A 22,484-nucleotide genomic window follows, 5' to 3' on the forward strand; every position below is an offset into this window, starting at 1 on the left:
TTTAGTTAAAATTGTACGAAAGATTCTATTGGTAAAATAAACACAGTTGCGCCGCCGACTTCAACTTTAACTGGTTTCGGAATATAAGAGTCTGCACTTCCACCCATTGGCGAAATAGGGGCAACCATTTGTTCACGCTGTGAGCAATTTTCTTTGATTACATTCAAGGCAACTTCTACCTTATCATCATCACAACCTACCATTAAAGTTGTATTTCCCTCTTTTAAAAACCCACCTGTTGAAGCAAGTTTCGTTGTTTGGAAATTTTCCTCACCAAGAGCATTAATCAGTCGCGTTGAATCCTTATCTTGAATCACAGCCATAATTAATTTCATTACCTTGACCCTCCCTTATTTTCTTTATTTAAATAAGATAAAATTTTATTTAATGCACTTTCTTCAACCAATTCAATGGATTGATCAGCATTTACTTTCTGAATCCTTTCGGGATACTGCTCGGAAAGGATTTGATAGCCCGCGTATACTCGCTTATGAAAATCAAGCTTTTCAACATCCAAACGATTTTTCTCTCGATCATCATTTGCAGCGATTCTTTCTAATCCTTTTTGTGGATCAAGATCGAATAATAATGTGATATCAGGCATTAAATCTTGGATAGCAAATTTATTTATATGATAGACTTCCTCAATGCCTAATCCTCGTGCATGACCTTGGTAGGCAAGACTGCTATCAATAAATCGGTCACAAAGGACAACTTTACCTTTTTCTAATGCTGGAAGAACCTTTTCCACTAGATGCTGTCTTCTTGCTGCAGCATATAATAATGCTTCGGTTCGCTCTTCCATTTCGGTATTGTCTCGGTCAAGGATGATACTACGAATTTGTTCTGCAATCTCAATCCCGCCTGGCTCGCGCGTCGCAACGACATCATAGCCTTGATTTCTTAATCTATCTGTTATGGCATGAAGAACGGTTGTTTTTCCAGCACCTTCAACACCTTCAAATGTTATAAAATATCCACGCACGTCTCTTATCTCCTTCAATTGCTGCAAAATACATGCACGCACTTCTCACGTTGTTGAATTCTTACGCCCTGCTCCACCATCTGCTCAATTGCTTGGATATGCTTGGAAGTTATTAATTCTCCTTTTAAAATAAAAGGAATTCCTGGTGGATATGGAGTAACAGCTTCTGCTGCGATAAGTCCTACACTTTCTTCTAATGGGACGAGACGCTGCTTCAATTCTTGCATTTCTCTATAAGACAAGGCAATTTCCTGCATTGATTCTGTAAAAATATCTACTACCTCTATTGTAGCATGATTTACCTTGTTTTTTAATTTTTCCTTGACAGTTTCTATGACTTTTTTCAAACGCTCTGTTTCTGTAAAAATTTGAAGGCCATGAATAAATAAAATTTGGCGATCTGTCACGAGTTCTGGATAGATTCCTTCTGCTTCAAAACTATTAGCAATCTCTTTTGCAGATACACCATTTGCTGCTTGAATCGTTAATTTTAGAGAATCCTCTGCAGGGATAGTTTGCCAATAATCACTGCCAGTAAACAAATTTTTTACTATATTTGCGCTTTCAAGAATTCGATTGATTTTCGCTTGTGACATGCCAGCTAAAAATGCACGAGAAATATCAAGTGAGGCCATCAAAGGATAAGATGGGCTGCTTGATTGGATCATTTGTAAATAATATGCGAGCTTTTCCTTTGAAATGAGCTTTGATTTCACATGGAGAAAAGAGGCCATCGTCATTGCTGGTGCCATTTTGTGTGCAGAATGGACAACAACATCTGCACCTAAATCTAAGGCCGACGCAGGAAAATGCTTTCCTAATGAAAAGTGTACGCCATGTGCTTCATCCACGAGAACGGGTACCTTATAACGATGCGCAAGCTCTATCAAGCTTTTTATTTCATAGGTTTTCCCGAAATAATCAGGATACGTGAGAATAATAGCCTTAGCATCTGGATGTTTTTGTAAAGCAGTCGCTACTGTATCATATGAAGGGTTTGTGTAACGTTCTACTTTCTTATCAAACTGCGGATTTAAAAAGATCGGCCTTGCCCCTGCAAGCTCTAGTCCATTCATAATCGATTTGTGACTATTTCTCTGCACAAGAACTTTTTCATCTTGCTTACATGTCGCAAGGATCATCGCTAAGTTCCCCGCCGTACTTCCACCTACGAGAAAAAAGGTATGGTCAGACTTGAAATAATCACTTGCCAAGTTTTCCGCATCTTTAATTGCAGCCTCTGGAGCATGTAAATCATCCAAACCCGGAAGCTCCGTCATGTCTATTTTTAAAATTTCTTTAAAATAAGTTGCTGCGTCTTCTGGAAAAACTTTACCATTCTTATGACCAGGCACATGAAAAGAAATTGGCTGTTGTTTTTGAAAGTTTTCTAGCATATGTAAAATAGGTATATTTGATTGATTCATGAGCGATTCCATTCCTTTTTATATTTCTATATAGTTTAACATACTGGAAATAGAGAAGATGAAAAAAACTCAGTTTGTGGAAACTGAGTTGTTTAACGAGATGTTTTAATTTATTAGCTTGGAAATATTGATTCGGACTTTATCTAGAATTTCATTATTTACTTGCCCAAATCTCTTTCTAATAATACTTTTTGAAAGGGTATATATTTTATCTACTCTAATTTCTGATGTAACTTTAAGTTGGCCTGATATTAAATCTTTCGCTTCAAGTGATACAGAGTAATCAAAGCCCTTTAATTTAGAGGTAATATCTAAACCAATAATATCGCCTTGTTTATACATCATTCCAGACCTCATCATCAATGTTATTATCCCAGAAATCCAGACTACTCTCACTGATTTTCGTTAATTCCTCAGTTAATCGTTTGTCTCTTTTATCTTTTAGATACTCTGCAAAATCTAAAATTTTATCGACTTCATTTTCAGGTATTTCATCAATAATCTTTAATAAACGTTCTCTTGCTGTATTCATGTTGATAGTCACCTCTTCCATGAATAATTTATTTCATTATATCATCTAATATTACTGAAAACTACATGTTAAAAACATTAAGGTAATGAATAAAAGTCTACTTCTAACTTATTGAGTAAAGTGTCCAACCTCATTATAAAATTGCTCTAAAAAACTCTCCATAAATCGATGTCTCTCATTTGCCATTTCGCGCCCTGTCTTTGTGTTCATTAAATCCTTTAGTTTTAAAAGTTTTTCATAAAAGTGATGAATGGCACTTGATTCGCCTTTTCTATATTCCTCGACAGACATCTGATCTCTAACTTCGAGGCTCGGGTCATAAATTGCTTGTCCTTTACTACCCGAATAAACGAAGCAGCGAGCAATCCCGATGGCACCGATCGCATCTAGTCTATCAGCATCCTGAACTACTTTTGCTTCCAATGACTCTAGTTTCTTAAAGTTACCACCTTTAAAAGAAATCGTTTGAATGATACGAAGGATATGGTCGATATCTGTTTTGGTAACCTGCTGTTCTATCAACCAAGCTTCTATACTTTTTAATCCTTCCGCTTCGCTTTCAACAACTTTATCATCTGCTAAATCATGAAGTAGAGCAGCTAAATGAACAACAAAAAGATCTGCTTCTTCTTCTATTCCGATTTCCAATGCGTTCTTCGTTACACGTTCAATATGAAACCAATCATGTCCCGTTTGTTCATGCAATAATTTATGGCGGACCATTTTTTCAGTTTCAGAAATTATCGTTTCTTTATTCATTGTAAGACTCCTTTATTTTTCTTAGACTGTTTCTTTTTTTATAAAACTTTATACAAAAAGCAAGTATAGATTCACTTTGAATATACTTGCTTTTAACGAACTGAATATAAAGTATTTTTCACCTAATAACTACGTACTGGTGCAGAAACGCTTGTGAAGATCTATCCATTCCATTGGGTCATCTCCAGAATATTTACTTTTTATTATAACATGGTAACGGAGGTGTGTAACTTACTAGTAAATTAACAAATTATGCTTATTATAAGTCCACATCTTCTTACTTATTTCTTATTAAAATTAACAACTCGTATAAAATCAGATAATCCTGAATTTCATACGAGTTGGGTTTTTATTTATAAAATTATATTTGAGGGTGCTCTATGAATATAACTGATGCTGATTAATATTTTTTAGTTTTTTCACGTAGTAACGATATTTTTCTTCATGTGGTTCGGTGTGAATCATATTAAACTCACAGTCTGTACAAATAAAAAGTGTATAAAGATGAATGCCTAATTCCTTTTGCTCTTCGCATATCCCACAGCGTTGTGTAGCTTTTACATTTTCCATTGTCCCACCTCCATGAGTTTAGTATCTCCTAATCTAATAGAATTTATTCATGGAGGGTATTTTTTAAAAGATAAATAGATGGATAGCGATCAAAGAGCCAAGTCCAAAAAATCCAAGAAAGCCTGTGATGAATGCAGTAAAGAGATTAATTGGAAGATGTAATCCTAGATGCGCACCAAATATATTTACAAAAAATAAGACCAAGACACCAATTACTAGTTTTACAGAAGTTTGTCCCAATAATTTCAATGGTTTAATCGGCGCACCGATAATAAGTAGCAATACAATAATTGCCAGCATGATACCAATAATAATCGTCGAACTCATCCACCAACACTCCTTTGTATACAACTTCCTTAGTAGAATATACGCTTGGAAATTAAAAAAAGACCAAAGATTTCGCTGTGAAGTTCCATTGTAGAAATCTTAATACGAGAATTTCGAAAGTTTAAGAAGCATAATAAAAAGAAGCTTGTTAAATAAGCTTCTTTTTCTACGCATATCAATGCTCGCTTCGTATCAAAAACTCGGAAACTTCATTACTCTCCTAAATTCTTTAACCAATCACGCAATTTTGCTTTAGGATAGTAGACTTTATCATTAATAATGACATGTGGGATATCTGGATATTGCTGAATCAATCCCTTTGTATCTTCTTTCGATATCCCTATATAGTAATGGACATCTTTTTCTTTTAACAAAACTACCCCATCATCGTCATCGTTTAAAAGTTCACTAAGACTATATTCAGCATTTGGATTTTTAAAGTTTTTAAGGCCTTCGCCTATAAAGTAGCCGGCAGCAGCAATTCCTAAAGCTAAAAAGAGAAAATCTAAGTCCATATTGGTCATCTCCATTATTATTCAAAATTTTGTTCGCTAGTTGAAATTAAAGCAACAGACTTTGATAAAGTGAAATGGTTACTATTAATGTTAAAATAGATCCTGTTGCTAATAAGATTATCATTTTTCTCCAATTTATTTCTTTAGATGGTTTTACAGCTTCCCGGGAAACCGCAAACCAAATTACAATCGCTACGATAGTTAGTATAGTAATTATAGCTTTAGACATCATTAAAACCTCTTTTTTTGTAGTTTTCCATAAAAAAACAATTATAATTCTTTTTCTGTTTGATTTATTTAAAGGCTGCAAAATAAGCTTGTTCTCTTCTATAAAAACATAACTTTATCTTTCACACAAAGAATTCATCCGTGTTTGTTTACTCGGGTTCAAATTTATGAACTATTAGTTACAAAAAATACTTTTACTTTGCCTTCAATCTAAAATTCTATATAAAAAGGATGTTTGCTTTCATCAAGACAGTATTCAATTCTTTCTCTGAAGTTCCCTACCGTTACCATTTTCAGTGCTTCTTCTATCGGGAAAAAATCTACTTCCAAACTTTCTGCAGAAGTGGTTAAGCTACCCCCAATTGGTTTAGCCAAAAAGAGTGTATTGCAGATCGATTTTTTTACATTTTGGTAGATGCCACAAAACTTTACTATCTCTACATCTATCCCAGTTTCTTCTCTGGTTTCTCTAATTGCACCGTCTTTTAATGATTCCCCTAATTCAACGATTCCACCTGGCATCTCCCAACCCCTTAAAGGACCTTTGATTAATAAAATTTCCTTTTTATCATTTACTACAATCGTTGCAGCTGAAATGAAATGTTTTGGTGGTGTGTATGTATTTGTTGTACTTTGTGTCAAAAAATTTCCCCTCACTTCATATAATTCGTATGTACAGTAGTATTAAATTCTGCTTTTAACTCATCCGATGGGCTTTTACTTTAATTTCTGTTCCCTTAATAACCTGCTAGTATAGCTATAATAAAAAATCCATAAAATACCTTCCTATCATTATTACACATTAGACAAGAAATAAGTTTCAATAAAACTGTGTATTACTACAATAACTTCGACAAAAAAAGCGTTAACCCTTCTTGGATTTACGCACCGTATGATTCTAGTATTCTTTTTCACAGCTTCTAATTAAGTTTTAATAGTACTTTTTATAGGTATAAGAAGCTTGAGTATTGTTAGATATAAATTTGAAGCGAGGTCGTCATTCTTTTCATAACTAGGCGGAATCTTTTTGACTACCTGACTGTTTAAAGCGTTGAGTTTTATACCATTTTACTTCTTGCTTAAGTAATATTCGTTTCAATTCGATAAAGGATGCATGAATTACTAGAAAAATCCACATTTGAGAATACGTAAAATACATCAATAACACAATAAAATAGTTTTTCATTGTCAGCTGTTTGATTTCCATACTTAAAGCCAAACAAATCTCTGTTACAAAAAGTAGAAAACCGGTAATCAATAATGCGTAGGATACAATACCGATAGATAACCCCAAATCATGAAAGAGATTGACAACAAAAATAGTGTGGGAAATGATAATCCCCGCAAAGAATAGAAAGTACGTAAACAGAAAATAAAAGATATCGATAACTATCTTTTTATTCTTCAATTTATGTAGCTTAAATAAATACTTTAAGATAACATATATATTACCTCTTGCCCATCGCGTTCTCTGTCGCCACCATACTCGGATACTCTCTGGCTCTTGTTCCCAAGTAACTGCTTCTGGAAAAAACCGAATATAATAGCCATGATTATATACTCTAATACTCAATTCCGTATCCTCTGATAGCGCCTTTTCATCCCAGCCCCCCAGATCCTCTAATATCGATCTTCGAATAGCAAAATTGGTACCAGGAATCGTTGCCATTTTAAACCAAAACCAGCGACCAGCTTGAGCAAGCCATTGAAAGGTCAACGTTTCAATATTGATTAATCTTGTCAGTAAATTTTTATTCGCATTCACTACACGAAACTTGCCCACGATAGCTCCTGCTTTTCTATCTACCAATAAACCCAATGCTAGATTTCGTATCGCATCAGGTTCCGGCGTATTGTCCGCATCATATACAGCAATAATTTCTCCCGTTGAAGCTTTTAGCCCCTGATTTAATGCTCCTGACTTTCCTTTTCCTGCATGAGGCGGCTTGGTGTGGACAGCTTTTATAAAGGAATATTCTTGTGCATACCTGTCAATGATGGCACCAGTTTCGTCGCTCGAATTATCGTTTATCACAATCAATTCAAGCTTTTCCCTTGGGTACTCAAGTTTGATCATGGACTGAATCGTATCCTCAATAACCATTTCTTCATTATGAGCGGGTATCAGAATACTTACTGTCGGATAATCTTCCGTTGCAATTTGGAGCCTAATTTTAAACCCTTTGTATCTCAAAGAGTGGAAATATCCTCCTACCATCAGGAAAGCATGATAAAACAGCATCGTCCAGATTAAGAAAAGCGCAAGATACACTAATAAATCTGCCATCATACTCTCCCCTCTAGATATTTATTTTTTCTCGCTAAACGAATAGTGAATAGAATAAACATACAAACTGCAACGACTCCAATAAAAACAATTATCCAAGATGTAAAACCAACAAATTGACCAAGATAATATAGAGGAGCATCTAAAGAAGAATAGATAACTTTTAAATGGTTAAAATCTGTAATGATTTCTCCATTTTCTGTATGAATAGAGACATTTTCTCCTTCGACCCATACGTCCATTTCTTTGAGGTCTATCCAGGAAACGTTTGATAACTTTTCTAGCTCACTCAATAATTCTTGAAATCTCTCAACTCCTAAATAGGGATGATAAAATGCAGCAAACATCCCATCACGAATGAATCCCATGCTTTCTGTACTTTCTATCATTTTTTGAATAGATACTGCATCATTTGGCTGAACATAGCCCATGGTTTCTGGAAGCAATTCCATTCCATATAAAAATGATGGAGAAGTGATGTATGGAGATGTGTCCATAATTTCCCAATCATTGTCGCTAAGCTGGACTTGCCCTACATACGTAGAAAAATATTCTGATAAAATCTGATAACCATGTTGGGACATTGTATAATGTGGAGCTTCAAAAGCTAGTGGGTACAATCCATATTTAGTTAATTCTTCTATCCCTTTATTTATTTTTGTTTCGGTATACACTCTTTCATAAGCTTTTAATTCACTGATATAATCGTCAAATTTCCTACTAGAAGGGAAATCCTGCTCTTTTTTCAATGTAAGCACTTGATCTTCTGGAGCATAAATCGGGGTGTTATTCTCTACATCCCAAAATTCAAAACCTTCACCTGTCTCTGAAGACCTAAATTGATGGGTATAACCATGAAGTACGATACTCCCTCCATCTTTCTGTATCTGTTTCAGTACTTTCAGAAGTTCAGGAGAATCAGCAAAAGTTGTTCGTTTCCCTGTGCTTTGATTCGTATAAATTGGTATCACAGCAACCATGTAAGGTATATTTTTTTCTTTTAAAATACTAGCAATTTCCCTAAGAGGTTTCGGATCCACTAATGGGTGAACATCTTCTAATCGGATATAGCCTGTATATTTCTTCTCGTGATCAGCTTGAAAAACATCGTGAAGCTTTTCAGCAAATAGGGTTGCCTGTGTTGAATCGAATGAATCAAATGCATAATAATAATTTCTATTCTTTTTTACCATTACAGGATAATTCACTTGAATATCCTTCATACGCCCATTAATCAGAATCTCTGAGCCCACTCCTATATCAAAATGAATAATATTTGATTTGGTTATATCCAAAATATTATCTGTACTTGTTATAGAGAGCTGGTCGATGGTCACCTCATGTTTTGGCATCAAAAACTCAAACTGATCTCCGAGCAATTCTGAGTTGTAACCTATCGCAACAAAAGCGCCATCGTAATCATCAAACAATGTTAGAAAAGTTGATGGTAACTCCGTAGAAAATTGACCATAATAAAAGAGATGAGTCACCGCTGTTAAGTCTTCCTTTTCTACTTCGTCACTACTTATGAAGCGTATATCTGATACAAAGTGACCGACCAACAAATCTAAATAATGCTGTTCCTCATTCAATTCCCCATCCTTAGTTGTATAAATAACTAATACGCTGGGTTCATCTGCTTCTGCTGTTATAATTATTGGTTGAAAGATAAAGAGAGCTATACAAATAAGAAAGAAAAATTTTCTCCAATCGTTCAAAATTCGCATTTCCATAATCACCCTTCTTTCAATGACCTCCTAATAAGTGGAAACATCGTTAGTGGCAAATGTTAAATCCCTAATCATTTCACTCTCGAATGAAGGAAATATACGGAAACTATCTTGAGAGATGAAATTATACTAATTCGTTGTAAACATGTATTGGCATATGGGAAAATCAGTTTTTAACAGGAAATATTGTGTATTTAATAAAGCTAATGAGTGAGGAAGGTTTGGATTTCATCTTAATAATCAAGTTATGTATCAAAATCAAAAACATTCAATAAATCTACCTTTTTCATAATTTACATGTAATTTGGATTCCTTTTTTAACGATAATAGCTCCAGAATAATTTTCCTCGTTTCTGATTAAGGTGAAAAAAACATAATAGTAAGCATAGAAAAAAACAGGCTAGGCCATTTTATAGTAATGGTCCGAGCCTGTTTTAATATGTTTTTTTGAGGTTCAAATAGTTAGAGTACTTATCTGGTTAAATATCGAGTCAATTAAATAGGGAAGTAGTTTATTCATGTTGCACATCTTTTATAAAATACTTCTTAATCACTTCTTCCGTTGGTAAATCTAGGGGGGAAAAGCTAGTTATATTTGAGTCTTGGCCTAACGTTACAACCCACCAATAGATTCCCTTTGACTGTGGTTTCCAAGTTTGATAGGTTGCTTCATAATAATTTACTTGTACCTCGGGATCATATTTTCCATTAGGTATGCTCCATGCATAGGGAATTCGATAAGCACCAGTAATAGGGAGAACTCCCACTTCCGTCACAATGATGGATTCCTGCGACATTACTTCTTCCAGATGATTAATCTGATTCTTCCACTCCTCCAGCAACATGTCTACTGATGCATCATCTGGTAAATTCAACGGGAAATATGCATCAATTCCAATATGATCCAATAATGAAATAAACTCAATCGAAGGAATTTCTGAAACCGTGTCATAGTTAAAGGAGTACAATAACTCTCCTTTATAAATATCACGCACATTTTCAATGAGTTCGATCCATCTATCTTGATAATTCTGTTGCATGGAAGTCAATTCTGTCCCGATATTCAATGCTTTTGCATTTGTCGATTCAGCTAATGTAGCGTAGTTGAGTATTAATGCTTGGTAGCTATCAAACCAACTAGCTGGATCCTTTGGTTTGATTTGTCCTCTCCATCTACCTTTTGATAAAAATACTTGTTCATCCATAATTGGCCTGATCATTACACTCAATCCACTATCATGCGCTATATTTATGATCTCGAGAAGTTCTGCATTGGTTGGTGTAAGTTCCGGATTAGCGAATACTTCGTTTGCTTGCCAATCTGACTGATAGAAAGGAAAATTAAGTGCAACACTATTAATGCCTAAGCTTCGCAAGTGTTCAAATACGTTTTTTGTTTCCAACATATCTGGGTGTCCGTAAATGAGTATATTCATACCTGCTTGAAATTCATCACTCGTATATTTTAAACGCAGCATTTTTTCATTCCTCTCCATGTCTCTTATAAGGAAAGCTTCCATCATTGAAGTTTCTGTTGCAAGGGGTGGAGAAATGAGCCCTCCGTTTAAAAGGACATCATATTTTTTATCCAAGAAGATGAACAGTAAAAGCAGTATAGTAAATATCGTTGTACTAATAAACAGCTTTTTATTTAACATGTATCTCACACCCTTCCACACCATGCACCTATTCGTCAGATAAAATAGTTTTTCCAAACCCCCTACATTTTATTCTATGTTTTAAGTACATGAAATAATTGGTGTGTGATAAATATGTAAATAAATAGCTTCGTTTAAATAATTAATTTTATGGAAGAAGTTACTTTTAAGAACTTGCTTAATGAAAGATAACTAAATATGAAAATACTAAATAACACCTAATATATAAATTAGTTCTAAGTGAAAAAATACTAGGAAAACTACTCCCCTAGTAAAGCTTCATAGTCTTCCACATCATCAAATGTAGTTGAGAAACCTGTTGGTATATCACCAATATTCAACATTTTAATTGGCTGTCCATCATTTAATTTATTTACAATTACCTCAAAGGTATTTTCGCTACTTAGGTTAATTTCAAAGTTCTGTTTCTTACTTTCCATAATATATTTGCTCTCTTCAGCTTTTTTATAGGTTCCTCTGTCAACCTCTCTGTTATCAATATATTCAATAAAACTATTATCATCTTGCTGGATAGAAATTTGAATAAAATAGCCATTCACATCATTTTCGCTTTGATAGAAACCCTTTAATTCAGGTTTAGAATGAGAAGAACACCCAATTAATAGCGAAATTATAACCAAACATAAGAAAGTAAATATAAATTTTCTCATAATAAAAGAAAGCCCCCAATATCTTTATTTGTATTCTATTATTTCCCTTGTATGTACTATCTTCTAAAAAATGATGATTCTTCTTAGGCTATCGCATTTGTTGGTGGAGATACTTGTTAATTTCGGAATGACTATTCAAGACAATCAACTTGCTGTCAAAGGGTTTTACCATGCTAAAAATTTCTTGCTTCATTTCATCTTCAAAAACAGTATTATAGTTATACAAATCTTTTAAGATCTTTATAGTTGGTTTGTAGTTTGCTTTTTCTAGACCTATCTTTTGCATGAAAAATCGCTTGATGATTCTAAACCGTCTTTTTGATAATTTAGTATCTAAAAATATAATAACATCTGCAGTTTGAAAAGAAGGAGTAACCCATTTGTGATGAACTCCTTCAATGATCCAGCAATCAGATTTTATGATTTCACTCAAATATTCGTCTCTTTCTTCTTCTTTCCGTCTCCTATCTCCCGTGTCACTTCTTTTCCACACAACATTAAATAATTCAAAATAAGGGATGTGCAATTGAGAGGAAAGCTTTCTAGCCAAGGTTGTTTTTCCACTTCCTATCGAACCTATAATATGTACTTTTATGGGATTTCTTTTTTCCATACACTCACCCTTTAACGGATTAAAGTTACTATTTTTCTTCCGATTCTTCTTTTCTAAAGATACCGACTAAAAGCATAACAAGGCCTGTGATAAATCCAATCGGAAATAAGTAAAATACAATTCCTACCGCCCAACCGTTTTGAGCGAGGAAAACAAGAGTATAGCCCATTGAAATAGATAAAGGTGCAGAGAACACAATGAGTGCAAGTCCCCACAGTTTATACTTTCTTTTTTTCGATTTGTCTTTGCTATAATAATGAGCAAGAGCCGCTCCTATAGCTGCGACTACATACCCTCCGAAAAGAAGTAGCACTCCCAATTTTAAAACTCCCTTTTTATTCTTTAAAATTTTTCAGTAGGCCAGCTTCTATAACCAACAACTCTTTTGTATTTAAAAAATTCTTCAAATAACTTTATCGCTTCTTCATATGAAATACCATCATTTACGAACCTTTTCCCCACTCTCTCTGGCGACACTGCTTCGAAACGATACCATCCATCCTCACCTATTACCTGAACAACTTCTATCTCAATGTCTGAATGGAAATACGCTAGAGAAGCAAAAACTGTTCTATCAGGGGTTGCATTTTGTACAGCTGCTTTAATCTGTACCCATGTCGGGTCAATCACTTCATCTTCATTCGTTGTGAGCGACCAATAACTCTCTTTTGAAACCTCTTCCTGTGGCTGCGGACTTCTTTTGAAAAAACTAAACAATCCCATAGAAAGTCTCCTTTCATTTATACATATAGGACAATGGACGCTTCATACTGACTATTAGTTGCTCAACTTTAATACTTGTTAATTCAATAAAAATTGAATTTTTTCTTATCACTACACTATAAATTTAGCTTAACACAAATCAATACTCATTATTATAAATAATCAAATATTTTAACGAAAAAAAACAAGCGAACTATATTTCTAATCCGCTTGCTAAAATATTTTCTATAAAACAAATGACTCAGGATTTTAAGTTCGATTTTCTATTGCAATGCACTTAAGTTTCGCTTTCTTGCTTCTCTTAATAAATATAAATATTTCGCACGGGCGATTCTCTCCATTGCTTTACTTTCCTCTGTCCGGTCAAAGCTTTGGGCTCCTAGAGATTGAATCTGCTTCCATTCTCTTTCTAAAGTAAATATGCTTTTTAAGAGTTGTGCATCTATATGGTTTTTCTTTATTCTTCTAGCCATGACTTCACCTATATTCTATAAATCTCGTCTGCCCTCTAATGCACGGGATAAAGTAACCTCATCCGCATACTCGAGGTCGCCACCAACTGGGAGACCGTGGGCAATTCTTGTTGTTCTGATTCCTGATGGTTTAACTAATCGAGAAATATACATCGCTGTTGCTTCACCTTCAATATTAGCATTGGTTGCAAGAATGATTTCTTTTACTTCTTCATCCTGCAGGCGATTGATTAAATCAGGGACATTAATATCCTCTGGTCCAATCCCGTCCATAGGGGAAATTGCACCATGAAGCACATGGTATTTACCATTGAATTCTTTCATTTTTTCCATTGCAATAACGTCTTTGGGATCTTCAACCACACAAATAATAGATTGATCACGATGAGTGTCGGAGCAGATCGTACAAATTTCTTTATCTGTGATATGACCACATATCTCGCAGTGGTTCAGCTCTCTTTTCGCATTTACAAGCGCATTTGCAAAGTTTAAGACATCATCATCTTTCATATTTAAAACAAAAAAAGCCAGACGAACAGCAGTCTTTGGACCAATCCCTGGTAACTTCGTAAAACTGTCCATTAGCTTGGAAATCGGTTCTGGATAATACATGAGAAATGCCTCCTATTTTAAAAAACGGGAGCGCCTGTATACATACAGGCGCTCTACCAGACACAAAATCATATAGCTAGCTATATGAATTTAACTATAAATTAAAACATTCCTGGCATATTCAAGCCTTTTGTAAACTGTCCCATTGTAGCGTTTGATTTTTCATCAATTTGGTTTAGCACATCATTTGTTGCAGCTACGATCAGGTCTTGTAGCATTTCGATATCATCTGGATCAACAACATCTTCTTTTATTTCTATATCAACGATTTCTTTCTTCCCATTAGCAGTAACTGTTACCATACCGCCACCACTAGATGCTTCGAATGTCATTTCATGTAGCTCATCCTGTGCTTGCATCATTTTCTTTTGCATTTTCTGCATTTGTTTCATCATGTTATTCATATTTCCCTTCATGGAAATACCTCCTCAAATTAGTTTAATTTTATTTTATTCTTGAATTTCTAACAGGTCATCACCAACAAGTTTTCTTGCTTCTTCAATAAACGGATCCTCTGCTTTGGTTTCTGGCTTTTCAGTTGAGAGATCCTGTGTGCGAATGAAGTCTGCTCTAAGGTCGACCCAGTTATTCTCTGGAATTGGAATAATCTGCAGATGTTTACCCATTACACTTGTCATGACAGACTCTACAAGTTCACGATTATCCATAAACAGTGAACAATGAATTTCATATTTAAAAGCTACCACTAGTTTATCACTAGATGCTGCAGCTGGTTTACTATCTTGAATGGTTGCATGTGCTGGTGCATTTGTTGCTTTTAACTTTTCTAAGAAGTTTGCCCAATGGCCTTGGATTTGCTTCAATTCTTGCTTCTCCGCCTGTTTTAGCACTTCACGTATTTGTTCAGTTGGAACTTTAAAGCCATTTTTAGAGCTACGTGGCTGTGTTCTTCTTTGTTCACGTTGTGGTGCTTGCTGACTTGCTGCAGGTGGCTGTTCTTGAATTTTAGTAATTGCTTTTTCAAGTTGCGCAAGTTTCTGGGTAAGATGTAGCACTTCCGTTTCGCTTGCTCCTTGCACCGTTTGCTCGCTCGTCGCATCATGGCGATTGGTGATTGTTAGTAATGCTATTTCGATAAAGACTTTCGGGCTATTCGTCCATTTGATTTCTTGCTGACATGTATTTAATTTTATAATAGCATCCTGAATCCAGTCCACTGAGACCTCTTCAGCAAGCGCACGAAATGCTTCGTCTGCTCGCGCTCTTTCCAACAAACTCTCTAAGTTAGCATTACTCTTGAACAAGAGCAAATCTCGCATAAAGTAAATTAAATCATATACAAAGCGCCCTGGATCTTTTCCTTCTTGAATAATTTTATCCAATAGCTCCATGGCATGCTTTACATCTTTTCCATGCATTGCTTTTGCAATTTCTGTTAAAATCGTCTGTGCAACACCGCCGGTAACCGCTAAAACATCCTCAAGCTCAACAGATTCACCACTATAAGAGATAGCCTGATCTAAAATACTTAACGCATCACGCATTCCACCCTCAGCAGTCATTGCGATCGTGCTCAATGCTTCTTCTGAAATTTGTACCTCATCTGCTTCAACGATTGTTTTCATCCGATCAACAATTGCTTGATTCGAAATTGGTTTGAAATCAAAACGCTGACAACGTGAAATAATTGTGAGAGGAATTTTATGTGGTTCGGTTGTTGCTAAGATGAAAATTACATGCCCTGGGGGTTCTTCTAATGTTTTTAGTAATGCGTTAAAAGCATTTACTGAAATCATATGAACCTCATCAATAATATAAACTTTATAGGGAACAACGCTAGGCGCATATTTTACTTTATCACGAATTTCTCTAATATCATCAACACTTGTGTGTGAAGCAGCATCAATTTCAATAATATCGGAAATTGATCCGTCTTGAATCCCTACGCAAGCATCACACTCGTTACATGGCTCTTCTACGGGATTTTTTTCACAGTTAACTGCTTTTGCAAAAATCTTCGCTGCACTCGTCTTTCCTGTTCCCCGAGGTCCAGTAAATAAATACGCATGGGAAAATTTCTGCTCACGGGTAGCATTCTTCAATGTTCGTGTTATATGTGTTTGTCCAACGACATCCTCAAAAACTCTCGGACGCCAAACGCGATACAATGCCTGATAGCTCATAATCTTAATTCTCCTCTAAAAGTGCATGTTCAAAAGGAGGATAAAAAGGCCCGAGAAGTTCGAGGCGGCGAAAGCTCCCCGCACCGGAATGTACGTTATTGGGTACATGAGGAGCGGAAAAGCAAGCCAACGAAGAAATTCGAAGCGTCATTTTTACCGGACTTTTTGAACAACCTCTACAATCTATTTCTAATTATACCCGATTTAGGGGGTGAATGTGAACTGAAGCGGGAAAAGATTTTTAGTAAAGTAATTTCATAGAAAAAAGACTGCAATCATCATTGACTACAGTCTTTTTGTTTATATTATGTATACCGTGCACCCAACTTCGATACGGCGTTCATACGCGTTACTTAGCTTCATGGCTCAGCTTAGGCTTCCCTGCGGCACACAAGAGTGTCCACTTACTGCTGCTTCCTTCCGGACCTGACAGGGTTCGTGGGTTCCTGTTGCGCAGGACCCGAACGTCAACACCAATCCACTAAGGCAGACCATACAATCGTCATACCTCGGATGGGAATTCGGCCTCGCTATAGCGGATTGCGAGTACAGGGCACCGCTACCTCCCCGCTTAGCACGGTAAGTAATAGTATAACGTTTTTTTAAATACTTTGCAATGGAAATAACTGTGTGGATTTATTCCTTTTCTTGCTTCTTTTTCTTTTTTTCTCGTAATGCTTTGAAAAAATCAGTTAGTAAACTTGAACATTCTGCTTCTAATACATGCTTGGTAACTTCTGCTTGATGGTTAAACCTTTCATCATCTAGCAGATTCATTAACGTCCCGGCACATCCGGCCTTTGGATCGGCTGCTCCATAAACGACTCGCTTTACTCGTGACTGAACAATTGCACCGGCACACATTTGGCAAGGTTCTAGCGTGACATATAATGTGCAGTCTTCTAAACGCCAGCTACCGATTTTTTTATTGGCAGCTTTTATCGCAATGAGTTCTGCATGGGTGAGGGTTTCTTGAGATGTTTCTCGTAGATTATAGCCTCTTGCAATAACTTCATCTTGGTAAACAATCACGGCTCCAATTGGTACTTCGTCTAGCTGTTCTGCTTTTTTTGCTTCTATAATAGCTTCTCGCATATATTTCTCATCTTGGTTTTGCATCGCTATCCAACTTTCTTTGTGTACATGTCACTTTATATTTCTTTATCTCTTGGAGTTTGAAATTTTAAATATAGGAAATTAATACATATAGATATTTATAAAAAGGAGTATGTCCATGCAGTATGATTTAGATAATACAGCTATCGTATTCGTTGATCTAATTAATGATTTTAATTTTCCTGGTGGTGATAAATTATTAAAGCATACGAAAGAAATCCTACCGAATATAATTAAGCTTAAACAATATGCGATAGAAAATAACTTACCTGTTATTTATGTTAATGATCATTACGGTTTATGGCAAGCGGATTTTGATAAGATTATTGATCATTGCACGAATAAAAATAGTGAATCGATTATTAATCAGATCAAACCATCCGACAATGATTACTTTTTGATAAAACCACAGCACTCCGCTTTTTTCCAAACACCGCTACATGCTTTGCTTACAGATTTAGATCGCAGTCACTTAATCATAGCCGGGATCGCTGGAGATATATGTATTTTATTCACAGCAAAAGATGCCTACATGTATCAAATGTATCTAACCATCCCCAAAAATTGCATGGCATCCGAAGAAATAGAAAACAACGACTACGCACTCTACCTCATGCAATCCGTCATGAAAGCAAATATAGCAGCCTTTGAATGAAACATGGGGACGGTTCTCGTGTTGCAACGAATGCAACGCGAGAACCGTCCCCATGTTTCATTATAATCGATTTAGTAAGTCTCCTATTGCTTCTTCGCCGAATTCTTCCCATTTGCTTTTGTCTCGGATGTAGCCGTCTGTGTCGAGAGGCTTTTGAAATTGGTTGAGTCCTGCCGCTGTGAGTAGGGAGTTTTCGTCTTTGTCGAGTCCAAGATTGACCACATGTTTGATGATAAACGGTGTTTGAAACTCTATCCATGCATCTCTTCTATCCAATTCCCCCTCTAGAACTTGGAAAGGTAAGCGTAAATAAATAGTTTCACCACCATCTCTATTTAAGATCCCGTCAAAAATTCCTCTGTCATAATCCCAATTACCACCAATATCAAACCCGTGTTTCTTTAATGTCTTTCTGGCAAAACCAAAGCTCATCTGCTTCCCCTCTAAATCTGTTTCCAAACGAATCATGTCTTCACTCCTAGGCTTATTTTTCCATAGTATTAACATTTTTACTAAATAGATACGGTTCAATTATAAAAATATGGAAATAACCATTGTAATAGACTGTAAAGAAGTGGAATTGTGAAGATACATAGGATGGTGGTCAGAATAACACCAAAGGATGCAAATCCAGCGTCTCCTCCATATCTTTGTGCGTAAAGTGAGGTAGTAGAGGCGCTTGGCATCGCGGAGGTTAGTACGGCGATTATAATTAATGGAAAGGATACAGGAAATAATAGAAAGATAAATAAAAATAATGGGAGGACGAGTAACCTGAAGCTTGCCGCTAGCCAGATAGAGAGATTTTTACTATATTTCTTTAGATCTTGCGTACGAATTTCAGCTAGTAAACTCCCTATTAATAGCATCGATAGGGGGATCGTCATTTTCCCGACTGTTTCGAATGTCTCAAGCAGTGGCGCGGGCCAATTGTAGGGAAGGAATAGCATTAGCGAGCCAATTATCGTTGATAAAATGCCTGGATTTAAAAATAATGCCCTCCAGTTTACGCTTTTTTCATTTTTCGTAAATAGGTAGATTCCGTAAGTCCAGATTAGAACTAAATAACAAATGTTAAAAAAGGTTAAATAGATGATTCCTTGGTTTCCTAGGATGATATAGCTGACAGCAAAACCGATGAAACCTTGGTTGCCAAATATAATTAAGCTTTCATAGACTGTTTTTTGTTCTAAAGGGAGGGAGGCTTTTTTCCTGAGCCATGCAGCAGCATATACAGAGATTACGAGAATGAAGATTGACATGAGGACAAGCCAAAGGAAATCTGTTAGAAGCTCCATTGAAAAAGTAGTTTGCAGGGAAAATAATATTAATGCAGGTAAAGTTATGTTAAGCATCAGATGTGTAATCACTTGATTGGTATTCGCATGAAGAAGTCCAATTTTTCGCCCAAGAAACCCAATCAGCGACATCAAATAAAGCGGCACCATCGCCAAAACAAACGCACTCGAAGAAAGCAACACCCATCCCACCCTTTTCACTCATGCATTAGCTTATGAATGAAACATGGGGACGGTTCTCGTGTTGCATTCAAATAACTCTTATTAATAGAACAATAAATAATCCGATAATCATTCCGATGTCTGTTGCGTATATTTTGTTTACTTTTTTCTTTTGGATCACAGTAATCAACTTACCAAGGATAATAAGCGAAAGAGCTGAAAATAGGGCTGTATTACTGAAAGTAGAGCTAAATGGTTGGTCGGTAATGATTACAATAAGTATTGGGATAGTAATCAATAATGCAGCGCTTGAGAATAATATCCATTTTACTTTTTCCAATGTATGGGTGATGCCTCTTCTTAGTGTAATTTAAATGTAGCATTTTAATATTAACTCTATCATAAAAAAGACGGCTCTTGCGTTGCTCAATGCAACGCGAGAACCGTCCCCATGTTTCATCTTAAAGATTCTATTGTTTCAAACAAGCTCGAATATGTTTTCAATATGTTTATAGAGCTTTTAACATTATTATATAATTCAAATTCCCAGACCTGGAAATCATCTTTTGTGCGAAATAATATCCCTGTGAAATACACATGAATATTCATATCTGGAACTTTATCATAAGTTAAACCTTCTGTAATAAAAGGCACATATGATTTTTGTGATTCCACAAAGAAAATAGGGATCTTTAAATCCTGATACACCTCAATATATTTATCATCTGCTGCTTCTTTTAGAAGGTCTTTCATAATAATAATAGCGTCAAAACCAGGACCATCTTCTTTCAAATCATTGAATGTAATTGTATGAAAGTGGACATTTTTTTCTCTCACATCTGGCTCTTCTCCTATCACACCAACATTTAGACTAGGACCTTTATAAACAGAACTAGAAAATACTTCAAAGAGCTTTCCTGAAAACTCACTACTCCCCATCTGATTTTCAAAAGTATTATTCATAAAAGGTAGTGCTAAAATTAGTATAATAAATATGGCAGCAGTTGAAGTGAAATAGTATTTCCAGCGTGTAGATTTTTTATGTCGAGTAGAGGGCTGGCTATCCATTTGACCATTTATATTTGCTAAGATAGATTGCTGTTCTTTTCCTGTCATTCGAAATTTATTATTAATAGACTTTAATTTTCTATCTAGTTCATCTTCTCTTTCAAAAGGCTTCATGGATATCCTCCTCCTTTTCTAATTCCTTCTTCAAAGCTATCATTGCACGATGCAATTGAACTTTCACTTTGCTTTCTGACCAATGCAGAATGCTGGCTGTTTCTTTTATCGAAAATTCTTTTATTTTTCTAAGGATAATAACATCTCTCTGTTGTCGTTTTAATTTATTTAATGCTCTATATAATTGTTGCTCCGATTCATTTAAGAGTGTAACTTGCTCGGGAGTTTGTTCAGTCGCTTGAAGGATTGGAATTGATTCTAATAGATATGTTATTGGTTTTTTCTTTCTAAAGTAATCCATTGTTATGTTTCGTGCTATTGTAAAAAGCCAAGCTTTGGGGTTCTCCCCTTGAAAAGAGTCAAATTTTTTATAAGCACGTATGTATGTGTCCTGCAAGATATCTTTTGCTTGTTCATGATCCTTCATCAAAAAGACAATATAATTGTAAATATCATTACTATGCATATGGTACCAATCATTTATCTGCTGCTTAATCAGATGTTGAGAATCATTCATGGCCTTCCTCCTCTCCCCCTCACTATATTAACGGAAAATAAATAGAAAGGTTACATTTTCTCATAAAAAAGAGGACGGTTCTCTCGTTGCGCAATGCAACGCGAGAACCGTCCCCATGTTTCATTCTATTTTAAAAGGTTCAGCGATTCGCGGTTGAATGCTGGGATGTCGTCTGGTTGTCTGCTTGTTACTAATTGGTTTTGGCAAACAACGACTTCTTCGTCTCTAACTTTTGCTCCTGCATATTCCATGTCGACTTGGATTGATTTATAACCTGTTGCGTCTCGGCCTTCTAGTGTTTTAGCTGTAATCAGGAGCTGTGGGCCATGACAAATTGCAAAGGTTGGCTTTTTCTCGTCCATAAAGTGTTTCGCAAACGCTACGAATCGGTCATCTCCACGGAGGATATCTGGTGAAAATCCACCTGGGATAAATAAAGCATCAAAATCATTCGGATCTGCATCTGCTATACCAAAATCAATCGAAACTTTTGTATTATCTTTTTTACCAGTTGCAGTAGCACCTGCTTCCGTTCCTATTGTCACAACCTCGTGACCTGCATCCTTAAATGCTTCCACAGGGTCCGTATACTCAACGTCTTCAAACATATCCGTAATTACAACAGCAATCTTTTTTCCCATTTAATTCATCTCCCTTTCCATAAAACTTATACATTAGACAGTCTTCCCAAATCATCAAGAATGAAACATGGGGACGGTTCTTATGTTGCATTGACTGCAACACGAGAACCGTCCCCATGTTTCACTAGGTGTTTCGGAAGGTGAGGATTTTATTGAATTTCTTGTAGAGTAGGCCGGGCATGATGAGTTGTTTTAGGTTTCGGCGTTTACTTTCTTTTAGCAGATCGACTTGCTTGTCATTTCCGAAGTAGAAGGCTTGCCAGATAAATTTAGAACAGTAATTGTTCTCCACATCGAGGAGGTCGCGCTCAAAAACATATCTTTTACTCTCATCATAATGAAGCATTGCCCAAATCGCAGCTTGTTTTGCTGCTTCTTGATTTTTATAACGCATCACTGTGAGTTTCTCTCCCTTTTTATGTCGGGAAAGATAAACCGGCATACTATCGGCATGGCCAAATGGTTTCCAACGATTGATATGATAAATCCGATAATTTTCACCTACGATTGCTATATGTCCCACAAATAAAGAGGAGAGAGCATACTTATGAGAATAAAGAATATCACCAGGTATCATTTCCATGTCTGTTCCTGGATATCGATGAATCAGCTCATCTGTTTTTGTCTTTTTTTCCATAAGTCTGCGCCTCCTTTAACTA

31 protein-coding genes and 1 other RNA gene are annotated in these 22,484 nt (G+C 35.8%); 1 reads left to right on the forward strand and 31 read right to left on the reverse strand.

The features are described 5' to 3' along the window. Window positions 1–5: 5 nt before the first annotated feature. From ACXYMZ_RS13425 to tadA, 24 genes are all read right to left on the reverse strand, one after another. The gene (locus ACXYMZ_RS13425) at window positions 6–335 is read right to left on the reverse strand and encodes a cyclic-di-AMP receptor (protein ID WP_458948923.1); all 330 of its coding nucleotides are present in this window, start codon (window positions 333–335) and stop codon (window positions 6–8) included. Then, complete coding sequence (gene tmk, locus ACXYMZ_RS13430) at window positions 335–985, reverse strand: dTMP kinase (protein WP_458948924.1); 651 nt, start codon at window positions 983–985, stop codon at window positions 335–337. The genes ACXYMZ_RS13425 and tmk overlap by 1 nt, the downstream gene beginning before the upstream one ends. 14 nt (window positions 986–999) lie before the next feature. Then, window positions 1,000–2,412 carry an aminotransferase class I/II-fold pyridoxal phosphate-dependent enzyme gene (locus ACXYMZ_RS13435; protein WP_458948925.1) on the reverse strand — a complete coding sequence of 471 codons (1,413 nt, stop codon included), beginning with the start codon at window positions 2,410–2,412 and terminating at the stop codon, window positions 1,000–1,002. 105 nt (window positions 2,413–2,517) lie between these two features. Beyond that, entirely contained in the window at window positions 2,518–2,757 is a 240-nt protein-coding gene (locus ACXYMZ_RS13440) for a type II toxin-antitoxin system PemK/MazF family toxin (protein ID WP_458948926.1), read from the reverse strand. Beyond that, window positions 2,747–2,944 (reverse strand): DUF2281 domain-containing protein, encoded by a 198-nt coding sequence (locus ACXYMZ_RS13445; protein ID WP_458948927.1) that lies wholly within the window; start codon window positions 2,942–2,944, stop codon window positions 2,747–2,749. The genes ACXYMZ_RS13440 and ACXYMZ_RS13445 overlap by 11 nt, the downstream gene beginning before the upstream one ends. A gap of 108 nt (window positions 2,945–3,052) precedes the next feature. Continuing rightward, window positions 3,053–3,703, reverse strand: coding sequence for an HD domain-containing protein (locus ACXYMZ_RS13450; protein ID WP_458948928.1), 651 nt, complete (start codon window positions 3,701–3,703; stop codon window positions 3,053–3,055). A gap of 378 nt (window positions 3,704–4,081) precedes the next feature. Further along, a complete protein-coding gene (locus tag ACXYMZ_RS13455; protein ID WP_458948929.1) occupies window positions 4,082–4,273 on the reverse strand; it encodes a sigma factor G inhibitor Gin in 192 nt (63 codons plus the stop codon). Window positions 4,274–4,336: 63 nt separating this feature from the next. Further along, window positions 4,337–4,600, reverse strand: coding sequence for a pro-sigmaK processing inhibitor BofA family protein (locus tag ACXYMZ_RS13460; protein ID WP_458948930.1), 264 nt, complete (start codon window positions 4,598–4,600; stop codon window positions 4,337–4,339). A gap of 212 nt (window positions 4,601–4,812) precedes the next feature. Next, window positions 4,813–5,115: a DNA-binding protein gene (locus tag ACXYMZ_RS13465; RefSeq protein WP_458948931.1), complete on the reverse strand. Its 303-nt coding sequence runs from the start codon at window positions 5,113–5,115 to the stop codon at window positions 4,813–4,815. 46 nt (window positions 5,116–5,161) lie between these two features. Continuing rightward, window positions 5,162–5,344, reverse strand: a complete 183-nt coding sequence (locus ACXYMZ_RS13470; RefSeq protein ID WP_458948932.1) for a hypothetical protein — start codon at window positions 5,342–5,344, stop codon at window positions 5,162–5,164. 209 nt (window positions 5,345–5,553) lie between these two features. After that, window positions 5,554–5,985, reverse strand: a complete 432-nt coding sequence (locus ACXYMZ_RS13475) for an NUDIX hydrolase (protein ID WP_458948933.1) — start codon at window positions 5,983–5,985, stop codon at window positions 5,554–5,556. Window positions 5,986–6,355: 370 nt separating this feature from the next. Next, complete coding sequence (locus ACXYMZ_RS13480) at window positions 6,356–7,630, reverse strand: glycosyltransferase family 2 protein (RefSeq protein ID WP_458948934.1); 1,275 nt, start codon at window positions 7,628–7,630, stop codon at window positions 6,356–6,358. After that, on the reverse strand, window positions 7,630–9,363 hold the full coding sequence (locus tag ACXYMZ_RS13485; RefSeq protein WP_458948935.1) for a DUF2334 domain-containing protein: 1,734 nt from the start codon (window positions 9,361–9,363) through the stop codon (window positions 7,630–7,632). The genes ACXYMZ_RS13480 and ACXYMZ_RS13485 overlap by 1 nt, the downstream gene beginning before the upstream one ends. Before the next feature lie 509 nt (window positions 9,364–9,872). Beyond that, window positions 9,873–11,018 (reverse strand): glycoside hydrolase family 113, encoded by a 1,146-nt coding sequence (locus ACXYMZ_RS13490; RefSeq protein ID WP_458948936.1) that lies wholly within the window; start codon window positions 11,016–11,018, stop codon window positions 9,873–9,875. Window positions 11,019–11,278: 260 nt separating this feature from the next. Continuing rightward, window positions 11,279–11,689 (reverse strand): hypothetical protein, encoded by a 411-nt coding sequence (locus ACXYMZ_RS13495; protein WP_458948937.1) that lies wholly within the window; start codon window positions 11,687–11,689, stop codon window positions 11,279–11,281. 88 nt (window positions 11,690–11,777) lie between these two features. Next, on the reverse strand, window positions 11,778–12,302 hold the full coding sequence (locus ACXYMZ_RS13500) for an AAA family ATPase (RefSeq protein WP_458948938.1): 525 nt from the start codon (window positions 12,300–12,302) through the stop codon (window positions 11,778–11,780). 28 nt (window positions 12,303–12,330) lie between these two features. Next, window positions 12,331–12,615, reverse strand: a complete 285-nt coding sequence (locus ACXYMZ_RS13505; RefSeq protein ID WP_458948991.1) for a hypothetical protein — start codon at window positions 12,613–12,615, stop codon at window positions 12,331–12,333. 29 nt (window positions 12,616–12,644) lie between these two features. Continuing rightward, complete coding sequence (locus tag ACXYMZ_RS13510; RefSeq protein ID WP_458948939.1) at window positions 12,645–13,025, reverse strand: hypothetical protein; 381 nt, start codon at window positions 13,023–13,025, stop codon at window positions 12,645–12,647. Between the two features lie 263 nt (window positions 13,026–13,288). Next, the gene (locus ACXYMZ_RS13515) at window positions 13,289–13,498 is read right to left on the reverse strand and encodes a YaaL family protein (protein ID WP_458948940.1); all 210 of its coding nucleotides are present in this window, start codon (window positions 13,496–13,498) and stop codon (window positions 13,289–13,291) included. A 15-nt stretch (window positions 13,499–13,513) separates the two neighbouring features. Then, entirely contained in the window at window positions 13,514–14,110 is a 597-nt protein-coding gene (recR, locus tag ACXYMZ_RS13520) for a recombination mediator RecR (protein ID WP_458948941.1), read from the reverse strand. A 101-nt stretch (window positions 14,111–14,211) separates the two neighbouring features. Continuing rightward, a complete protein-coding gene (locus tag ACXYMZ_RS13525; protein ID WP_458948942.1) occupies window positions 14,212–14,526 on the reverse strand; it encodes a YbaB/EbfC family nucleoid-associated protein in 315 nt (104 codons plus the stop codon). 33 nt (window positions 14,527–14,559) lie between these two features. Continuing rightward, a complete protein-coding gene (gene dnaX / locus ACXYMZ_RS13530; protein WP_458948943.1) occupies window positions 14,560–16,254 on the reverse strand; it encodes a DNA polymerase III subunit gamma/tau in 1,695 nt (564 codons plus the stop codon). A gap of 314 nt (window positions 16,255–16,568) precedes the next feature. After that, window positions 16,569–16,834: signal recognition particle sRNA large type (ffs, locus tag ACXYMZ_RS13535), an RNA gene on the reverse strand. Between the two features lie 56 nt (window positions 16,835–16,890). Further along, on the reverse strand, window positions 16,891–17,373 hold the full coding sequence (gene tadA, locus ACXYMZ_RS13540) for a tRNA adenosine(34) deaminase TadA (RefSeq protein WP_458948944.1): 483 nt from the start codon (window positions 17,371–17,373) through the stop codon (window positions 16,891–16,893). Between the two features lie 115 nt (window positions 17,374–17,488). Between tadA and ACXYMZ_RS13545 the strand changes: the two genes are divergently transcribed. Further along, window positions 17,489–18,025 carry a cysteine hydrolase family protein gene (locus tag ACXYMZ_RS13545; protein ID WP_458948945.1) on the forward strand — a complete coding sequence of 179 codons (537 nt, stop codon included), beginning with the start codon at window positions 17,489–17,491 and terminating at the stop codon, window positions 18,023–18,025. A 60-nt stretch (window positions 18,026–18,085) separates the two neighbouring features. On the opposite strand, the gene ACXYMZ_RS13550 is transcribed toward ACXYMZ_RS13545, so the two are convergent. The 7 genes from ACXYMZ_RS13550 to ACXYMZ_RS13580 all read right to left on the reverse strand — a co-directional run bounded on the left by ACXYMZ_RS13550 (window position 18,086) and on the right by ACXYMZ_RS13580 (window position 22,462). After that, a complete protein-coding gene (locus tag ACXYMZ_RS13550) occupies window positions 18,086–18,493 on the reverse strand; it encodes a YugN family protein (protein WP_458948946.1) in 408 nt (135 codons plus the stop codon). A 59-nt stretch (window positions 18,494–18,552) separates the two neighbouring features. Further along, window positions 18,553–19,503 carry an AEC family transporter gene (locus ACXYMZ_RS13555; RefSeq protein WP_458948947.1) on the reverse strand — a complete coding sequence of 317 codons (951 nt, stop codon included), beginning with the start codon at window positions 19,501–19,503 and terminating at the stop codon, window positions 18,553–18,555. A 70-nt stretch (window positions 19,504–19,573) separates the two neighbouring features. Further along, a complete protein-coding gene (locus tag ACXYMZ_RS13560) occupies window positions 19,574–19,825 on the reverse strand; it encodes a histidine kinase (protein ID WP_458948948.1) in 252 nt (83 codons plus the stop codon). Between the two features lie 116 nt (window positions 19,826–19,941). Further along, a complete protein-coding gene (locus tag ACXYMZ_RS13565) occupies window positions 19,942–20,667 on the reverse strand; it encodes a hypothetical protein (protein WP_458948949.1) in 726 nt (241 codons plus the stop codon). Next, on the reverse strand, window positions 20,654–21,184 hold the full coding sequence (locus tag ACXYMZ_RS13570) for an RNA polymerase sigma factor (protein WP_458948950.1): 531 nt from the start codon (window positions 21,182–21,184) through the stop codon (window positions 20,654–20,656). The genes ACXYMZ_RS13565 and ACXYMZ_RS13570 overlap by 14 nt, the downstream gene beginning before the upstream one ends. Before the next feature lie 125 nt (window positions 21,185–21,309). Beyond that, entirely contained in the window at window positions 21,310–21,825 is a 516-nt protein-coding gene (locus ACXYMZ_RS13575) for a type 1 glutamine amidotransferase domain-containing protein (RefSeq protein ID WP_458948951.1), read from the reverse strand. A 124-nt stretch (window positions 21,826–21,949) separates the two neighbouring features. Then, the gene (locus ACXYMZ_RS13580; protein WP_458948952.1) at window positions 21,950–22,462 is read right to left on the reverse strand and encodes a hypothetical protein; all 513 of its coding nucleotides are present in this window, start codon (window positions 22,460–22,462) and stop codon (window positions 21,950–21,952) included. Between the last annotated feature and the right edge of the window lie 22 nt (window positions 22,463–22,484).

The sequence above is a fragment of the Oceanobacillus sp. CAU 1775 genome (genome assembly GCF_054482815.1).

What these genes read in the sequence shown, in the direction of transcription:
- dnaX (WP_458948943.1), bottom strand. Translation starts at nt 16,254, where the DNA reads ATGAGCTATCAGGCATTGTATCGCGTTTGGCGTCCGAGAGTTTTTGAG.
- ACXYMZ_RS13550 (WP_458948946.1), bottom strand. Translation starts at nt 18,493, where the DNA reads ATGATTCGTTTGGAAACAGATTTAGAGGGGAAGCAGATGAGCTTTGGT.
- ACXYMZ_RS13445 (WP_458948927.1), bottom strand. Translation starts at nt 2,944, where the DNA reads ATGAATACAGCAAGAGAACGTTTATTAAAGATTATTGATGAAATACCT.
- ACXYMZ_RS13570 (WP_458948950.1), bottom strand. Translation starts at nt 21,184, where the DNA reads ATGAATGATTCTCAACATCTGATTAAGCAGCAGATAAATGATTGGTAC.
- ACXYMZ_RS13470 (WP_458948932.1), bottom strand. Translation starts at nt 5,344, where the DNA reads ATGTCTAAAGCTATAATTACTATACTAACTATCGTAGCGATTGTAATT.
- ACXYMZ_RS13425 (WP_458948923.1), bottom strand. Translation starts at nt 335, where the DNA reads ATGAAATTAATTATGGCTGTGATTCAAGATAAGGATTCAACGCGACTG.
- ACXYMZ_RS13525 (WP_458948942.1), bottom strand. Translation starts at nt 14,526, where the DNA reads ATGAAGGGAAATATGAATAACATGATGAAACAAATGCAGAAAATGCAA.
- ACXYMZ_RS13440 (WP_458948926.1), bottom strand. Translation starts at nt 2,757, where the DNA reads ATGATGTATAAACAAGGCGATATTATTGGTTTAGATATTACCTCTAAA.
- tadA (WP_458948944.1), bottom strand. Translation starts at nt 17,373, where the DNA reads ATGCAAAACCAAGATGAGAAATATATGCGAGAAGCTATTATAGAAGCA.
- ACXYMZ_RS13465 (WP_458948931.1), bottom strand. Translation starts at nt 5,115, where the DNA reads ATGGACTTAGATTTTCTCTTTTTAGCTTTAGGAATTGCTGCTGCCGGC.
- ACXYMZ_RS13575 (WP_458948951.1), bottom strand. Translation starts at nt 21,825, where the DNA reads ATGGGAAAAAAGATTGCTGTTGTAATTACGGATATGTTTGAAGACGTT.
- ACXYMZ_RS13500 (WP_458948938.1), bottom strand. Translation starts at nt 12,302, where the DNA reads ATGGAAAAAAGAAATCCCATAAAAGTACATATTATAGGTTCGATAGGA.
- ACXYMZ_RS13490 (WP_458948936.1), bottom strand. Translation starts at nt 11,018, where the DNA reads ATGTTAAATAAAAAGCTGTTTATTAGTACAACGATATTTACTATACTG.
- ACXYMZ_RS13515 (WP_458948940.1), bottom strand. Translation starts at nt 13,498, where the DNA reads ATGGCTAGAAGAATAAAGAAAAACCATATAGATGCACAACTCTTAAAA.
- ACXYMZ_RS13495 (WP_458948937.1), bottom strand. Translation starts at nt 11,689, where the DNA reads ATGAGAAAATTTATATTTACTTTCTTATGTTTGGTTATAATTTCGCTA.
- ACXYMZ_RS13485 (WP_458948935.1), bottom strand. Translation starts at nt 9,363, where the DNA reads ATGGAAATGCGAATTTTGAACGATTGGAGAAAATTTTTCTTTCTTATT.
- ACXYMZ_RS13435 (WP_458948925.1), bottom strand. Translation starts at nt 2,412, where the DNA reads ATGAATCAATCAAATATACCTATTTTACATATGCTAGAAAACTTTCAA.
- ACXYMZ_RS13545 (WP_458948945.1), top strand. Translation starts at nt 17,489, where the DNA reads ATGCAGTATGATTTAGATAATACAGCTATCGTATTCGTTGATCTAATT.
- ACXYMZ_RS13455 (WP_458948929.1), bottom strand. Translation starts at nt 4,273, where the DNA reads ATGGAAAATGTAAAAGCTACACAACGCTGTGGGATATGCGAAGAGCAA.
- ACXYMZ_RS13510 (WP_458948939.1), bottom strand. Translation starts at nt 13,025, where the DNA reads ATGGGATTGTTTAGTTTTTTCAAAAGAAGTCCGCAGCCACAGGAAGAG.
- ACXYMZ_RS13460 (WP_458948930.1), bottom strand. Translation starts at nt 4,600, where the DNA reads ATGAGTTCGACGATTATTATTGGTATCATGCTGGCAATTATTGTATTG.
- recR (WP_458948941.1), bottom strand. Translation starts at nt 14,110, where the DNA reads ATGTATTATCCAGAACCGATTTCCAAGCTAATGGACAGTTTTACGAAG.
- ACXYMZ_RS13480 (WP_458948934.1), bottom strand. Translation starts at nt 7,630, where the DNA reads ATGGCAGATTTATTAGTGTATCTTGCGCTTTTCTTAATCTGGACGATG.
- ACXYMZ_RS13450 (WP_458948928.1), bottom strand. Translation starts at nt 3,703, where the DNA reads ATGAATAAAGAAACGATAATTTCTGAAACTGAAAAAATGGTCCGCCAT.
- ACXYMZ_RS13565 (WP_458948949.1), bottom strand. Translation starts at nt 20,667, where the DNA reads ATGAAGCCTTTTGAAAGAGAAGATGAACTAGATAGAAAATTAAAGTCT.
- ACXYMZ_RS13580 (WP_458948952.1), bottom strand. Translation starts at nt 22,462, where the DNA reads ATGGAAAAAAAGACAAAAACAGATGAGCTGATTCATCGATATCCAGGA.